The organism is Humibacillus xanthopallidus, from assembly GCF_006717145.1.
GTDB lineage: Bacteria > Actinomycetota > Actinomycetes > Actinomycetales > Dermatophilaceae > Humibacillus > Humibacillus xanthopallidus.
This window is the reverse complement of record NZ_VFQF01000001.1, coordinates 1,791,309-1,806,764: the sequence shown is the minus strand read 5'-3', so window position 1 is coordinate 1,806,764 and position 15,456 is coordinate 1,791,309. Positions and strand designations below refer to the sequence as shown.

The window sequence follows — 15,456 nt, the reverse complement described above, 5'->3', positions numbered from 1 at the left end:
TGGTGGGTTCCACTACTCGGCGGCGAGAGCGCCGAGTACGGGCCACGGCGGACCTTGGCGCAGCAGGGTCAGGATGTCGCGGCCGTGTCGGTGCCCATCCGGGAACTCATCGCGGACGTCCCAGCGCCATGCGGCGACCATGGCAAGAACGAGCCGACGACACTCTGCGAGCAGCACGCGGTCGAGGTTCGGATAGTGCGCGCTGACCTCGATGGGTACGTGCGCGACGTCGAACTCGATGGGCCCGCGGCAGCAGGTCTCGAAGTCGATGAACAGCAGGCCGCCGGGGGTGTGCAGGACATTGCCGGGATGCGGTTCGCCGTGCAGCAGCTGCTCGGTAGCACCACGTCGCCGGATCCGTTCACTCGCGTCCTGGAGCGTGTTCAGGAGGAGCTGCCGGTCGCTCTCCCCAAGTGTGGGGGTGTTGTCTCGGTGGGCGAGCAGACGTTCAGCCTCGGTGACGCGGTCCAGGAAGTGTGGCGTCTCGATGTCGACGCTGCGCAGACCCGCGTGCAGGCGGTGCAGCGCGTCGGCGTAGGTGGAAGGGGAGCCCCAGTCGGCATGCACCGACTCGTAGAAGGTCCAGAATGTCACGATGAAGCCGTCGCGCTCGTAGACGCGGCGCGCCACCTTGGGCTCGGGCACCGCGACGGGGCTTGACGTTGCTGCGAGTTGCTGGGCGAGCTCGACCTCGAGCGCGGCCACCTGGTGCCCCGACGGTGCCACTCGGGCGAAGACCTCACACGGGATCAGACGGAGGGCGAGCTTGTTCGAGTTGTGCAGTACGGCGATGTCGTCGACCCGCAGCCCTGCAGCCTTGGCCAGCGCCGTGGCCGCAGCCATCGCGCGCCGAACGACATCCGCCTCCACGACGTGGATTCTCGCATTCACTCGCTCACCGACACCCGGCAGTGTTTCGCGTCCGTCAGACGGCGGTATGACGCAGCGTCGTCACCCAATTCTCTGGTGCGTTCGTTCCCAGATCAATCGACACGTCTCAGACCTCCCGGAAATCGGGCCACGACACGTGAAGCGACGGTCGATCCAGCCCGGGTCATCGGCCGTTGTGACTTTGCCGTGAGGGTGATATTCGGCGTAGGCCCGAGTAACCCTCTCAGCTGCGCTACGGAGGATGAGTCACGACAAGACCCCGAGCGGCGAGCGTTCGTAGTTGGCCGGGCAAACACCCGGCTGTCGGGCGCCCTCTCGTGGCGTCTTTGGCACAGGGGAGGCGCCGACGATGCGTCGTCGGTGCCTCCCCTGTCAGTTGTCTGTCCGGTCGAGGGTTCGGACCATGCTTCGAGGGGTTCCCTGGCTTGGGCTACTTCCGGCCGGAGGTGTTGATCGAGCCGAGGTGGCTGCAGCCGCGCCAGACGGTGTTGGGTGAGCCGAGGGGGTTGAGGTCGGGGTTGCCCGTGTCGTCGTGCTCGAGGAAGAAGCGGTAGTCACGCAGGTCCTTGATGGCCGAGAGGGTGCGCGTCCAGTCGACGACGCCCTTGCCGACGTCGGCGAATCGGTACTTCCGCCCGGCGGCCCGGGTGCCTGCGGCGACGGTGCGGTTGCCGTTCGGGTCCCACACGAGGTCCTTGATGTGGAACCCGACGAAGCGGTGGCCGAAGTTCTTCACCCACCAGTAGGGGTCCTCGCCGGCGACCGAGACCCAGCCGAGGTCGACCTCGAACTTCACGAACCGGGGGTTGGTGTTCTCCAGCAGGGTGTGGAAGAGCGGACGGCCGTTGACGAGGGCGAACTCGCTGTCATGGTTGTGGAAGAAGAAACCGCCGAACCCTTGGCTGACCGCGTGTTCGCCGGCGGTGTTGAACTCCTCGGCGGTGCGCTTGTAGCCGTCGACAGTCGCCTCGTTCCGGCCGGTGAAGCCGATGAGGCTGCCGGTGCCGACGTACGGGAAGCGCCCAAGGCTCTGGGCCTCTTCGAAGATCTGCATGCGGCCCTCGTAGGTCATCCACGGGTTGGCGCCGGTGAGGGTCCGCGGCCCGAAGTGGTTGCTGACGATCCGCAGCCCGTGGGCCTCGACGATCCGCTTGAGCTCCGGGGTCGTCTTGTCGTAGTACGTGCCGGCAAGTTCCAGCTCACGGACCCCGGCGTCGTGGACGGCCTCGAGGGCAAGCTCGAGGTTCTTGTAGTCCGCGCCGATGAGGGTGCGGACGGTGAAGATCTGCAGGCCGATGCGGTCGGCGGGGATGACGTTGGGGCCTCCGGCCGGCTGCGAGGCGGCTGAGGCGCCGAACGCCGCGGCCGGGCCCGTGAGGGTGGCGAGGGCGCCACTGGCCAGGGCCCCAGCCCCGGCGCCCAAGATCATCCGACGACTCTGCTTACCGCTCATGGTCGGTCTCCTTCGTATCGACGCGGCTGCAACCGCGCTGGGCGGCACGACACCTGGAGATCCCGGCGCCATTACCGCGGACGGCAGACCACTGCCTGCCCGTGACGGTAACCATGAGAAGGGACTTCTGACAAGTGTGAGACACAAGTTGGATGGCGTATAAGTGAAAGTCGAACAACTGCCGTGCAGAACCGGCACGGCTGGTGCCCGTCGCTTTCCAGCACCCAATCGCTCCGCCCGAGGTACTGAGGATCCTTGTTGCCTCGCCTCGGTCCAGCGATCGCAGTCTGCGGGCCGCCCACGGAGTATGCGGTGACGAGCGTTGGGGTCGGGTGGAGTCGCTCGGACCTATGGTGATGTGATGGTTCTGGTACGGACGCATCTGTGGTTCGGAAACGGCATGGCCGTCGAAGCGGCGCAGTTCTATGCCGAGCACTTACCGAACTCGGCCGTGACGAGAGTGTTCACACCGCGCGCGGAGCCTGACAGGCAGGTCGCCGAGGTCGTGGAGTTCACGGTGGCCGGGCACGAGGTGACCGGCCTCAACGCAGGACCGGAGTTTCAGCTCAACGAGGCCTTCTCGTTCTATCTGCGCGTCGACGGGCAGGATGAGGTGGACCGGTACTGGGAGATTCTCACGGCCGACGGCGGCGAGCCCGGGCCCTGTGGCTGGTGCAAGGACAAGTTCGGTGTCTCGTGGAAGGTCATTCCGCGGGAGCTCGAGGAGCTGTCGGGCGACTACACCACCGCGGCCAACCAACGGGTCTGCCAGGCGATGCTGAAGATGGGCAAGATCGACGTGGCCGAGCTTCGGGCGGCCTACGACGGCGCCTGACCCCAGTCTGTCGGTGGGAGGGGGTCGCGCGGCGCGCAAGGCATTCACGGAGATGTTCCCGGCAGCGAGGCCGTCTCGGTCGGCTGACGCCACCCAGTCAACGACCGTGGCGACCGGATCCACCCAGCGCAACGCGCGAGCTGCTCGTGAGCCGGTCGTGTTGCGGGTGGGCCGCGAACGGGTACTGACGGGCATACCCCTTCACCCAGGAGCCTCGGTTGCCATCGGTCCGACTCACCCCAGCGCTGCGCGTGCTCGCCATTCCGAGCGCCCATCCGTACCCGGAGCGGCTGCGCTCCACGACACCCGCCACGAGCCGCGTCGTCCACCTCGACGATCCCGCCGTGCCCGGCGCCCCGTCAGGGCAGTGGTGGCCCCCGACGGCTCTCGACGCGGGCTGGGTCCGTCGCAACGCTCGTGAGCTCGACGTCGTGCACCTGCACTTCGGCTTCGACACTGCCTCGCCGGACGACCTTGGCCGGTGGGTCTGCGCGCTGCGCGAGGAGGGCATCCCGCTCGTCCTCACCGTCCACGACCTCGTCAACCCGCACTTCACCGACCAACGGGACCACGCGGCGCGCCTCGACGTGCTCGTGCCGGCCGCCGACGCCGTCATCACACTGACGCCCGGTGCGGCGACCGAGATCGAGCAGCGCTGGGGCCGGACTGCCGAGGTGCTCGCGCACCCGCACGTCGCCCCGATCGAGCTCGTCGGCGCACCGAAGCCGGAGGCGCACGACGACGGGCGGCCCTTCGTCGTCGGCATCGACCTCAAGAGCCTGCGCGCCAACGTCCTCGCCGAGCCCGTCGTGCGCATCGTGTCGGACGCCGTGTCGACGCTGCCCCACGCCGAGCTCGTCGTCGACCTCCACCCGGACGTGCTCGACCCGCGCCACCCGCGCCACGACCACTTCCTCCTGCAGACGCTCTACGACCTCGAGCGCCGCGGCCGCCTGCGTCTCACGGTGCACGAACGCCGCTCCGACGCGGAGCTCTGGGAGCACCTGCGCGGGCTCGACCTCGCCGTGCTGCCCTATGCCTTCGGTACCCACTCCGGCTGGGTCGAGGCGTGCTACGACCTCGGCACGACCGTCCTCGCTCCGCGCACGGGCTACTGGGTCGAGCAGGAGCCGATGCTCACCTTCGGCTGGCGGGCGGGGGAGGACCCCGACGAGGGCCAGGTCTTCTCGGCCGTTCAGCTCGCCTTCTGGGACCGCCCGCACTGGCAGGCCGACCCCCAGACGCGTGCCGAGCAGCAGGCCGTCATCAGCCAGCGCCACGAGCAGCTGTATGCCGACCTGCTTGCTCGCGCGGCCACCGCGCCGTTCGTGCCGTGCGAGGGTGTGGCGGCGTCCACCGGTGCGCTGTGCGAGCCGGCCACGGCGCTGTGACGCCGGTGGCGGGCGGCTGTCACGGTGACGGCGCATCCGGCGCTGTCGTCGGGTGGTACGCCCACCACCTCGGTGCCGGGCACGTCGCCCGGGCTCGCGTCGTGGGCTCCCGGATGGCGGCCGACGTGACGATCCTCAGCTCGGCGGCCCGGCCGGACGACTGGCCTGAAGACCGGTGGGTCGAGCTCCCGCGCGACGACGCCGCGCAAGGTCACGACCACACCGCGGGCGGTGTCCTGCACTGGGCGCCATTGCGGCACAGTGGTTTTCAGGAGCGCATGCAGATGATTGCCGCGTGGGTCGCGGCGCACGATCCCGCGGTCTTCGTGACGGATGTGTCGGTGGAGGTCGCGCTTCTCGTTCGACTGCTCGGTGTGCCGGTGGCGACCTTCGTCAAGCCTGGCGACCGCGGTGACCGGCAGCACCAGCTCGCCTACGACAGCGCCACCGCGCTCATCGCGACGTGGCCGCAGGAGGCGGACATCGTCGGGGGTTGGCAGCCCCGGTGGGATCCCAAGACGACCTGGCTCGGGTCCTTCTCACGCTTCGACGACCGCGAGCCGGTCTCGCCGCCGCAGGCCCGCAGCGTCGCGCTCGTCTGGGGCGCGGGCGGCACCGACGTGACCGAGCAGCAGATCGAGGAGGCCCGTCGGGCGACGGCCGGCTGGAGCTGGACGGTGTGCCGTGACGTGGGCCCCGACGCCCTGTGGGAGAGCCTGCAGGACGCCGCCGTCGTCGTCGGCCACGCCGGCCAGAACGTCGTCTCGGAGGTCGCGGCCGCGCGGCGTGGCTCGGTCATCATCGCCCAGCGCCGGCCCCACGACGAGCAGCACTTCACCGTCCGCGGGCTCGAGGCGGCCGGGGTGAGCCAGGGCTTGCCCGTCTGGCCCGAGCCGGAGGCCTGGCCGCACCTGCTCGAGTCCGCCGCCCGCATCGATGTGGGCCGCTGGAGCCGCTGGACGGACGGTGCGGGAGCCGACCGGTGCGCCGCCCTGATCGACTCCCTCGCCCTCGGCGACCCCCGATGACGCGCACAGCGAGCACGGCCACCGCGGCCGGCACGAGCACCTCCGGCCACGAGCGACCTCGCACGGCCCTGCTGACACTGGCGCACGGCCGGCACCACCATCTCGAGTGGCTGCTGCGGGGACTGGGCGCCGGGACGGTCCTACCCGACCTGCTCGTCGTGGCAGCGATGGACGACCCGCAGTTGGCTGATGTCGTGGCTGAGCACACCCCTGCCGGGCTCCCCGCCGAGGTCCTCTCCGTCGGCGCGCACCGGTGGGGGCTGCCGCTCGCGACGGCGCGCAACCGGGCCGCCGAGCACGCGATCGCGGCCGGAGCCGAGCTGCTCGTCTTCCTCGACGTCGACTGCATCCCGGGCACGCGCCTCGTCGAGCGCTACTGCGAGGCCGCCCGGTCCTCGACCGGCGGTGCCACCGACGTGTGGTCGGGAGCCGTGCACTACCTCTCGCCGCGAGCTCACGGAAGGCCTTACACCGCAGGCGATCTCGAGCGCTCGCAGCCGCACGCCGCGCGCCCGGTCGCGCCGGCTGATGGCCTGCTCGCAGCCGACGACCTGCGGCTCTTCTGGTCGCTCTCCTTCGCCGTGACGGCGTCGACGTGGCATCGCGTCGGGGGCTTCGACGAGGGCTACGACGGCTACGGCGGCGAGGACACCGACTTCGCGATGGGGCTGGCGCGAGCGGGTGGGCGGCTGTGGTGGGTCGGTGGCGCCCCGGCATACCACCAGCACCACGAGGTGGAGAGTCCGCCACGGCGCCACCTCGTCGACATCGTGCGCAACAGCAACCGCTTCGCGGCGCGTTGGGGCTGGTTCCCCATGGAGGGCTGGCTCGCGGCGTTCGCCGACGAGGGGCTCATCACGCTGGCTGGCCGGACTCCCAGGTGGCACCTGACCGCAGCCGGTCATAGAGCTGCTCGTACGCCGTGACCATCCGGTCGAGCGACAGGTGCTGACGGGCATGCCGTCGGACCTTCCGGCGGTCGAGCTGGACCGCGTCGGCGGCCGCCGCGGCCAGTGCCCCCACGTCGCCCGGACGCGCGAGCCGGCCCACCTCTGAAGTTGATTGGTCACCGGGCCAACCCACCGCCTCCCCGTCAGGCGGGCCGCTCGGGTCGTGCAGAACCTCCGGTATGCCGCCGCGCGCGAAGGCGACGACCGGCGTGCCGCAGGCGAGGGCCTCGGCGACGACGAGGCCGTAGGGCTCGTCCCACACGGGCGTCACGAGGGCGGCTGCCGACGACCCGATGAGGGTGACGAGATCGGGGGTCGCGAGGTGACCGGCATACGAGACGTCTCGTCCGAGGCGCGGACGCACCATGGCCTCGAAGTACTCAGGGTCGTTGACCGGCCCGGCGAGCACGAGCGGCAAGCCAGCCCGCCTCGCTGCCTCGATCGCGAGGTGGGGCGCCTTCTCCGGCACGAGGCGACCCGACCAGACGAGGGCGCTGCCGCCGGAGCCTGCCTTCCACGTGTCGAGGTCGACGCCGTTGGGCACGACGTGGGCCTCGTCGTCGGGCTGCAGCACGCGCCACTGCCGCGCGACGAAGCGGCTGACGGCGGCGAACTCACCGCGACCGCTATCACCGCGCGTCAGCTCGATCGCGGACTCGAGCCACGGGGTGGGTGGGGTGTGCAGCGTCGTGAGCATGGGCGGTACCACGAGCGGGCTCATGGCCACGGGGAGGTGGTGCAGGGCGTGGTTGTGCACGAGGTCGAAGTCGTCGCCGCGGGGACCCGCGAGCGACATCAGGAGGCGCAGGTAGGCGTGGTGTGCGGCCATGAAGCCCGGGGCAGGCATCGACACGTCCTCCGACGCCGTGCGCGATGGCGCCCAGGGGCCGGCGGGCAGCACGTGCTCCTCGTCGAGCGCGTCCGAGCCGTCGGCGGCGAAGAGGGTGACGTCGTGACCGCGAGCCACGAGCGCGCGGCGCAGCTGCCACACGAGCGACTCGAGCCCACCGGCGAAGGGCTGGCGGATGGGGTGGTCGCACGGAGCGATGAGGGCGATCCGCAGCGGCACCGACGCTCGCCCGTTGACGAGGTCGCGAACGACGCTGACGGAGCGGGGGTGCGTGCTGGTCCGCTGGCTGCCGGCCCGCACCGCACCGTCGGAGCGCGCGAGGACCGAGGGGTCGCCGATCACCCTGCCGGACTCTGGTCGGTGCCTGTCACCCCACACTCCTACCCGCGCACCCGGGTGGTGAAACCGGGGACGGCCCCGGACGGACGGGGTGAGCGACCGTGGCCCCGGACGGGTAGGTGACCCCTGTGACTCGCGACCCGTCGGACCCAGCTGCACCCGCGCCGGACGGCGCCCGCCCGGTGGCAGCCATCGACGCAGACCCCGACCGGGCGCGGCACTACGGCCAGTTCTACGGCCTCGACCCGTTGCCCGGCGACGACCGGCCCCTGTTCGTCGTGCACGGCAACTGCCAGGCGGAGTCGCTGCGCCAGCTGCTCCAGCAGGCTCCTGGATCCCCGTGGTCGAGCGTGCGCATCCCCCCGGTCCACGAGCTCGCCGCCGACGAGATATCCCTCCTGCAGCGTCTGCTCGAGCGTGCCGACGTCGTGCTCACCCAGCCGATCGCCGACGACTACGGCGGTATGCCGCTCGGCGCCGCACAGGTGGCCGAGGCCGCGAGCAGTGCCCGCACCGTGGTGTGGCCGGTCGTCTTCTATGCCGGCCTGCACCCGTGGCAGATCGTGCACCACGATGCCGAGGCCGGCGACCCACCGCTCGTGCCCTACCACGACGCGCGCACGGTGCTCCGAGCCGCGGGGAGCGAGCTGGCCACCGACGCCCGCGCGGCAGCCGCCGTGTCGTCATGGTCGGTCGACGAGTTGCGCCGACGCGAGAAGGCCGCCGGCGCCGTGCCCGTGAGTGACCTCGTGCTCTCAGCCGGCGCGGGAGCGATGCGCACGATCAACCACCCCGCCAACCCGGTCCTCGTCGCCCTGGCCCGCCGGCTCCAGGAGGCGCTCGGCCTGCCGGCGACCGCCGTCGACCCGGGCCGTCGCTTCCTCGACGTCCTGCACGCCCCCGTCTCAGCTGACGTGCTCGTCGAGCTCGGTCTCGACCCCGCCGCGGCCCGCGAGGACTGGCTCGTCTCCGGCGAGGCTGTGCCCGCCGACGAGGTCGCACGCGCCCAGCTGGCCTGGCTCGTCGACCGGCCCCGGGTCGTCGCCGACATCGTGCGCCGCCACCGTGCCCAGCTCGACCTCCTCGCCGGGCGCGCCCCCGGCGCTCCTTCCCGATGAGCGCGTATGCCGTCGTGGGGCCCGACCGCCACGGCGTCGTCATCCACGCCCTCCGTCTCGCAGCGTCGTCGCCGGGTCTCGGTGCAGCGCTCGTCCGCATCGACGCGCCCGACGTCGCGACGGCCGCCACCGACCTGCGTCGTGCCCTAGCGCGCCACGACCGGGCGATGATCCACGTCACCGACCACCTCCTCGGCACCACCGCACATGACGCCGCGGATCTCGTCGAGGACCTCGCTCGCTCCACCTCCCTCGCGCTGTGCCTGCACGACATCCCCCAGCCCGAGGAGGGGCAGGCTCGCCATGACAGGCGCCGGACGGCATACCGGCGCTTCGTCGACAGCGCATCGGTCGTCGTCGTGGCGAGCGAGCACGAGCGCGCGCTCCTCGGGCGGTGCCTCGACGACCACGAGATGAGCACGCGGGTGGTCGTGCTGCCACTACCCGTCGAGCGGGTGGAAACGCCTGCGCCAGAACGGTATTCGCCACGCGCCGAGCCGGCGCAGGTTGCGGTGCTCGGCTTCCTCTATCCCGGCAAGGGGCTGGAGCACGTCATCGATGCCGCCGGTCTCGTCGTGGCGCGCGGCCACGGGGTCGAGGTGGTCAACGTCGGAGGGGTCTCGACCGGGCACGCGAGCCTCGTCGAGGAGCTCGCTCTTCGCGCGCGGCAGGCCGGCACGACGTTCGCGGTCACCGGCTACGTGCCCGAGCCCGACCTGGCCCACGTTCTGCGGGCCGTGGACGTGCCCGTCGCGGCTCACCTGCACGTGTCTGCCTCGGGGTCGATCAACTCGTGGATCTCCTTGGGGCGCAGACCGATCGTGCTCGCCGGTGCGTACACCCGCGAGCTCGCCGCTCGCCTCCCCGGTGCGGTCACCGTCGTCGACGACGTGGACGCGCTCGCCCCGGCGATCGAGAGAGCGCTGGAGTCGCCCGACAGCACGTGGGTGGGCGATGACGTCGAGCTCGGTCCGTCGTGGGCCGAGAGCGCCGAGGCGCACGAAGAAGTCCTGAGGAGCATCTCGTGAAACCCGTTGACCCACAGTCACTCCCGGAGAACCGGGTGAGTGTCGTCGTGCCCTACTTCGAGAGACAGGACCAGCTCGACCGACTGCTCGCCGGGCTCGACCTGCAGACGCTGCCGGCCTCCCACTTCGAGGTCGTCGTCGCCGATGACGGGTCGCGCGTCGAGCCGCGGGTCGGCGGGCACGACTACGCGACCTCGGTCGTGCGGCAGCCGGACGAGGGCTTCCGCCCGGCTGCGGCCCGCAACCTCGGGGCCTTGGCCGCCGGGGGAGACGTGCTCGTCTTCATCGACCAGGACTGCGTGCCCGCGCCCGACTACCTCGCGAGGGTGGCCTCGGTGACGACGTCGGCGTGGGATCTCACGGTGGGGCACCGGTTGCACGCCGAGCTCGACGGCTGGACACCCGCGGCCGTGCGGGGGTGGCTCGGAGGCGACGGACCGGCGCCCTCGCTCATCGACGAGCCGGCCTGGCTCCTCGACGGCTACGAGCGCACCGCCGATCTCACCCGCCCCGACGACCGTGCCTACCAGCTCGTGCTCGGGGCGGCGGTCAGCGTGAGCCGCCACCTCCACGAGGAGCTCGGTGGCTTCGACGAGTCGCTGCGCGCCTACGGTGGCGAGGACTGGGACTACGGCCACCGGGCGCACGTGGCGGGGGCGGAGATGCGCTGGCTCGCCGACGCCGTCGTGTGGCACGACGGGCACGACCTGCCCGGCCGGGGTGACCTCACGTCCGTCAAGAACGTCGAGACGGTGGCTCTCGCGCGCCGCCTGCCCGACTCCGACGTGCGTGGCACCCACCTCGTGTGGGCGATCCCGGAGGTCGTCGTCCGCGTCGACGCTGCTGGAGCCGACGACGCCGTGCTCGTCGCGAGCCTCGAGTCGCTGCTCGCAGGCACCGACGCGCACGCGTGGCTGGGCGACGGCGTCACGAGCCCGATCGAGGACCCGCGGGTGCACTCCGGTGAGCCGGGGCGCGACGTACTGGCCCGCGCGCGGTGGCTCGTCGACTGCGACGCCGTCCTGCTGCACGGCACGACGCTGCGCGACCTGACGCGCTCCGCACCGGTCCGGAGCCCGCATCTGCACCTCCGCTCGACCCGCGACGCCAACCGGCACCGGCGGGGCCTGGACCCGCTGCGGCCGCGGGAACTTCCTGCAGGCGTGTGCATCGAGCGGCTGGTCGAGACACCGGTGCTCGAGCGGCACTGGCAGTCGCGCTCGCCCCGGTGAGGGTCGCCCCGTGACCCCGATCCGGACCGGGCGCCGCGCAGGGGCGTTTCGGTTTGGTGAGTTCGTGCTGACAGGAGAGGATTGCCGACGTGGGTGAATCAGGGGCGGGCAATGCCCGGCTGCTCGGGGCGGTTCAGGACCTGAGGTCCGCCGTCTCCGAGGTCACCCTCCCGCTCGACCTCCCCGGGGCCGCTTCCGGCCGGTCGACGAGGTCGCGTCTGCTCGACCAGCTCGACGACTACGTCATCCCTCGCCTCACCTCGATCGACGCACCCCTGCTCGCCGTCGTCGGCGGCTCGACGGGCGCCGGCAAGTCGACGCTCGTCAACTCGGTCGTCGGGGGCGAGGTCTCGCTCTCCGGTGTCCTCCGCCCGACGACGCGCTCACCGGTCCTCGTCCACCATCCCTCGGACGGCGCCTGGTTCTCCGGCCAGCGCATCCTCCCCGGCCTCGCCCGGATCACCGGGCGACACTCCTCGTCCGACGGCCCCGGCGCCGTGCGCCTCGTCTCGAGCGAGTCGGTCGCAGCAGGCCTCGCGCTGCTCGACGCCCCCGACATCGACAGCGTCGTCGAGGCGAACCGCGAGCTCGCGGGCCAGCTCCTTGCCGCTGCCGACCTCTGGATCTTCGTCACCACCGCGGCGCGGTATGCCGACGCCGTGCCGTGGGACCTGTTGCGCGAGGCGAGCGAGCGCGGCACCGCCGTCGCCGTCGTCCTCGACCGGGTGCCGGCCCCCGCTGTCGACGAGATCCGCACCCACCTCGCGTCGATGCTGCGCGAGCAGGGACTCGAGCAGGCGCCGATCTTCACCGTGCTCGAGTCCGAGCTCGTCGACGGGCTCCTGCCGGACGACCAGGTCGAGCGCCTCCGCGCGTGGCTCACCGCGCTCGCCGGCGACGCCCAGGCGAGGGCCGTCGTGGTGCGCCAGACCCTCGAGGGTGCGCTCACCTCGCTCGACGCGCGCACCCGGTCACTGCTGGCCGCCGGCGCCGACCAGGCAGCGGCGGGCAACGCGCTCGTCGAAGCCGCCCGGACGGCATACGCCGACGCGACGACGCAGGTGCACGAAGGCATGGAGGACGGCAGCCTGCTCCGCGGCGAGGTGCTCGCGCGCTGGCAGGAGTTCGTCGGCACGGGGGAGTTCTTCCGCCAAGTCGAGTCGACCGTGTCGCGCGTCCGCGACCGCTTCACGTCCTTCATCAAGGGTGAGCCCGCTCGCGCCGACAACCTCGGCGAGGCGCTGCAGTCCGGCGTCGAGGCCCTCATCTCCAACCGGGGAGAGCTGGCCGCCTCGGCGACCGCCCGCGCCTGGCGGGTCCTGCCCGGCGGCGACCAGCTCCTCGCGGCCGACCCGGGTCTCGCGAGGTCGAGCGACGCGGCCGCAGCGAAGGCCGAGCGTGTCGTGCGTGACTGGCAGGGCGACATCCTCGAGATGGTGCGCAGTGAGGGCAGGGACCGCCGGACGACCGCCCGCATCATGGCCTACGGCGTCAACGGCCTCGGGGTCGTCCTCATGCTCGTGACGTTCGCGAGCACCGCCGGTGTCACCGGTGCCGAGATCGGCATCGCCGGCGGCACGGCCGTCGTGGGGCAGAAGCTCCTCGAGGCCGTCTTCGGCGACCAGGCCGTGCGCGAGCTCGCGCGCCAGGCCCGTGAGCGGCTGCTGACGCGTGTCGAGGAGCTGTATGCCGCCGAGCGCGAGCGCTACGAAGGAGCCGTGACGACGGTGCACGTCGACGCCGAGAAGACCGCACACCTCGAGAAGGCGGCTGCTGCCGTGCGGGCCGCGCGATGAGCCCCATCACGAAGGGCCGCGCCAAGGTCAAGCCGGCGTCGTCGGCCGAGGTGGGCGAGCGCACGAGCGCGCTCTCGATGGCCCTGCTGACCGGCGCCGCGGAGCTCGAGCCGGCGATGGTCGACCGGGCCCGTCGCGCCGTCGACAAGGCGGGCGAGCGAGGCGGCATCGCCGGAGACCACACCGTCGTCGCCCTCGCCGGCGCCACGGGCAGTGGCAAGTCCTCGCTCTTCAACGCCCTCGTGGGCGCCGACATCGCGACGATCGGCGCGCGCCGGCCTACGACCGCGCTGCCGTCGGCCGCCGTCTGGGGTGACGCCGACGCCAGCCAGCTGCTCGACTGGCTCGGCGTGGCCACCCGGCACGTCGTCGACGACACCGCGGCGGCGGACGAGGAGGGCTCGGGCGGATCGGTCGGGGCGCTGGACGGACTCGTGCTGCTCGACCTACCCGACTTCGACTCGCGCGAGGTGGCGCACCGGGTCGAGGCCGAGCGCATCCTCGAGCTCGTCGACGTCTTCGTCTGGGTCACCGACCCGCAGAAGTACGCGGACGCCCGGCTCCACGACGACTTCGTCGCCCTCCTGTCGCAGCACGGGGCAGTCACCCTGGCGGTGCTGAACCAGTGCGACCGGCTGTCGCCGGCAGGACTGAAAGCCGTCGTCAGTGACCTCGGTGCGCTGCTCGAGGCCGACGGAGTCACGAAGGCCACGGTGCTGCCCACGTCGGCAGTGACCGGCGAAGGCCTCGACACCCTGCGCCAGCGTCTGGCGAATGCCGTTGCAGGACATGCGGCGTCCCGTCAGCGTCTGCGCTCGGACCTCGTGGTCGCGGCGTCCTCTCTGCGTCGTGGCATCGCCGACACCGAGCCCGACGTCGGCCGCCTCGACCGGGCCGCGCTCGACACGGCCCTGGCCCGCTCGGCCGGTGTGCCGATCGTGCTCGACGCGGTGGCGCGCGACTACCGCCGCGAGGCCTTCGCGCACACCGGCTGGCTCTTCGCCCGCTGGACGAAGGGTTTCGCGGCCGACCCGCTGCGCCGCCTGCGCCTCGACCGCACCGGGGGACGCCCGCCGATCCCCGTCGACATCGAGGGTGCCGACGTGCGTGCGGTGCTCGGACGCTCCTCCATCCCGACCCCGACCGCGGCGACCGCCTCGGCCGTCGACCTCGCCACCCGCTCCTTCGTGCGCGACGCGTCAGACGGTCTGCCGGTGCGCTGGCGGCAGTCGGTCGAGGACGCCGTGGAGGGGGGCGACGGAGGCCTTGCGGATGCTCTCGACCAGGCGATGCTCACGACGTCGCTGCGGGCGCGGCGCCCGATCTGGTGGCTGGTCGTCAACATCGTGCAGTGGGTCCTCGGGCTCATCGCCGTCGCCGGCCTCGTGTGGCTGGCGGTGCTCTGGGTCGTGGGCCTGCTCGGGGTGCCGCGACCCGAGACCCCCTCGGTCGGCATCCTGCCCGTGCCGTCGCTGATGCTCCTCGGCGGCGTCCTGCTCGGGCTCGGGCTGGGACTGGTCTCGCGCTGGTGGGCGCGCATCGGCGCACGGCGTCGACGTGCGGTCGTGGGCCGGCGGCTCACCGAGTCCGTGGCGGCCGTGGCCGACGAGCGCATCCTCATCCCCGTCGACGAGGTGCTCGCCCGTCATCGCGAGACCCGGCAGCACCTCGACATCGCCGCGCGCTGAGGCTGTTGCTGCGCGGGTCTGCGGGGAGCTGGTCGTCCACACCTCCCCAGGCGCAGGGCGTCGTCGTCCACAACCTCGCAACGCAGGCTTCTGCCGACGCGGCGGCCGGCCGAGAGTGGTCCTCATCCGGCGACGGGACACGTCGCCACCTGAGACGAGGAGCACTGCGCATGAACGAGACCCGCATCACCGTGCACGGCAACGTCGTGTCCGACCCGGTGCAGCGCACGGGCCGCACCGGCAGCATCTTCACGACGTTCCGGCTCGCGCACACGCCCTACCGGCGTGGCGCCGACGGCCGCTACTACGACGGTGAGACGAGCTACTTCAGCGTCATCGCCTTCAGCGCGCTCGCTGCCAACTCAGCGGTCGCCCTGCACAAGGGGCAGCCGGTCGTCGTCGAGGGCAACCTGACGGTGAAGCAGTACGCCGGCCCCGACGGCCAGCCGCGCACCTCCGCCGAGATCGAGGCCGCCCACCTCGGCCACGACCTCTCGTGGGGCAGGGCCACGTTCGAGCGGGTGAGCCGCGCAGCCGCTCTCGGCCACGACCGCACGGCCGACCCCGACGTCCAGGCGACCGTGCGCGCGATCGCGGCGGGGGAGGCACGGCCCGAGCACCGACCCGCCCACGTCGACGCCGACGGCGTCGTCAGCGACGACTACGACCCGTCCCGTGACTCGGACGAGCCCACCGGCGACGACGCGAACGACCGTGCCGACGACGACGACGACCGGGCGGGCGACCCCGGGCTCGGAGACCCCGAGACCGACGACTACGAGGTGGTGCCACCCCTGTCGGCCTGATGTCCTGTGCGAAGCGTGTCCGGCCGATGTGGGCCAGACTGCTCCCGTGGA

General features: G+C 72.0%; 13 protein-coding genes. 10 read left to right on the top strand and 3 right to left on the bottom strand.

Going from position 1 to position 15,456, the window contains the following annotated elements; all coding sequences use genetic code 11:
• Positions 1-12: 12 nt before the first annotated feature.
• Positions 13-870, bottom strand: a complete 858-nt coding sequence (locus FHX52_RS08000) for a phosphotransferase family protein (protein ID WP_141821409.1) — start codon at positions 868-870, stop codon at positions 13-15.
• Positions 871-1,321: 451 nt separating this feature from the next.
• Positions 1,322-2,344, bottom strand: a complete 1,023-nt coding sequence (locus FHX52_RS07995) for a sugar phosphate isomerase/epimerase family protein (protein WP_185747117.1) — start codon at positions 2,342-2,344, stop codon at positions 1,322-1,324.
• Between the two features lie 361 nt (positions 2,345-2,705).
• On the opposite strand from FHX52_RS07995, the gene FHX52_RS07990 reads away from it, so the two are divergent.
• The 4 genes from FHX52_RS07990 to FHX52_RS07975 all read left to right on the top strand — a co-directional run bounded on the left by FHX52_RS07990 (position 2,706) and on the right by FHX52_RS07975 (position 6,524).
• Positions 2,706-3,179 (top strand): VOC family protein, encoded by a 474-nt coding sequence (locus FHX52_RS07990; protein WP_141821407.1) that lies wholly within the window; start codon positions 2,706-2,708, stop codon positions 3,177-3,179.
• 218 nt (positions 3,180-3,397) lie between these two features.
• The gene (locus tag FHX52_RS07985) at positions 3,398-4,570 is read left to right on the top strand and encodes a glycosyltransferase (protein WP_141821406.1); all 1,173 of its coding nucleotides are present in this window, start codon (positions 3,398-3,400) and stop codon (positions 4,568-4,570) included.
• Positions 4,546-5,598: a hypothetical protein gene (locus FHX52_RS07980; protein ID WP_141821405.1), complete on the top strand. Its 1,053-nt coding sequence runs from the start codon at positions 4,546-4,548 to the stop codon at positions 5,596-5,598. The genes FHX52_RS07985 and FHX52_RS07980 overlap by 25 nt, the downstream gene beginning before the upstream one ends.
• On the top strand, positions 5,595-6,524 hold the full coding sequence (locus FHX52_RS07975) for a glycosyltransferase family 2 protein (RefSeq protein WP_141821404.1): 930 nt from the start codon (positions 5,595-5,597) through the stop codon (positions 6,522-6,524). The genes FHX52_RS07980 and FHX52_RS07975 overlap by 4 nt, the downstream gene beginning before the upstream one ends.
• On the opposite strand, the gene FHX52_RS07970 is transcribed toward FHX52_RS07975, so the two are convergent.
• Complete coding sequence (locus FHX52_RS07970) at positions 6,454-7,740, bottom strand: glycosyltransferase (RefSeq protein ID WP_246069673.1); 1,287 nt, start codon at positions 7,738-7,740, stop codon at positions 6,454-6,456. The two genes, FHX52_RS07975 and FHX52_RS07970, sit on opposite strands and share 71 nt — an antisense overlap.
• 125 nt (positions 7,741-7,865) lie before the next feature.
• Here FHX52_RS07970 and FHX52_RS07965 point away from each other — a divergent pair, with 125 nt between their 5' ends.
• The 6 genes from FHX52_RS07965 (at position 7,866) to FHX52_RS07940 (ending at position 15,405) form a co-directional block, all read left to right on the top strand.
• A complete protein-coding gene (locus tag FHX52_RS07965; protein WP_141821403.1) occupies positions 7,866-8,855 on the top strand; it encodes a WcbI family polysaccharide biosynthesis putative acetyltransferase in 990 nt (329 codons plus the stop codon).
• Positions 8,852-9,883 (top strand): glycosyltransferase, encoded by a 1,032-nt coding sequence (locus FHX52_RS07960; RefSeq protein WP_141821402.1) that lies wholly within the window; start codon positions 8,852-8,854, stop codon positions 9,881-9,883. Before FHX52_RS07965 ends, FHX52_RS07960 begins: the two co-directional genes overlap by 4 nt.
• Positions 9,880-11,115: a glycosyltransferase gene (locus FHX52_RS07955; RefSeq protein ID WP_185747116.1), complete on the top strand. Its 1,236-nt coding sequence runs from the start codon at positions 9,880-9,882 to the stop codon at positions 11,113-11,115. The genes FHX52_RS07960 and FHX52_RS07955 overlap by 4 nt, the downstream gene beginning before the upstream one ends.
• 89 nt (positions 11,116-11,204) lie before the next feature.
• A complete protein-coding gene (locus FHX52_RS07950) occupies positions 11,205-12,911 on the top strand; it encodes a dynamin family protein (protein WP_141821400.1) in 1,707 nt (568 codons plus the stop codon).
• Positions 12,908-14,599 carry a YfjP family GTPase gene (locus FHX52_RS07945; RefSeq protein WP_141821399.1) on the top strand — a complete coding sequence of 564 codons (1,692 nt, stop codon included), beginning with the start codon at positions 12,908-12,910 and terminating at the stop codon, positions 14,597-14,599. Before FHX52_RS07950 ends, FHX52_RS07945 begins: the two co-directional genes overlap by 4 nt.
• 170 nt (positions 14,600-14,769) lie before the next feature.
• On the top strand, positions 14,770-15,405 hold the full coding sequence (locus FHX52_RS07940) for a single-stranded DNA-binding protein (protein ID WP_141821398.1): 636 nt from the start codon (positions 14,770-14,772) through the stop codon (positions 15,403-15,405).
• Positions 15,406-15,456 lie beyond the last annotated feature (51 nt).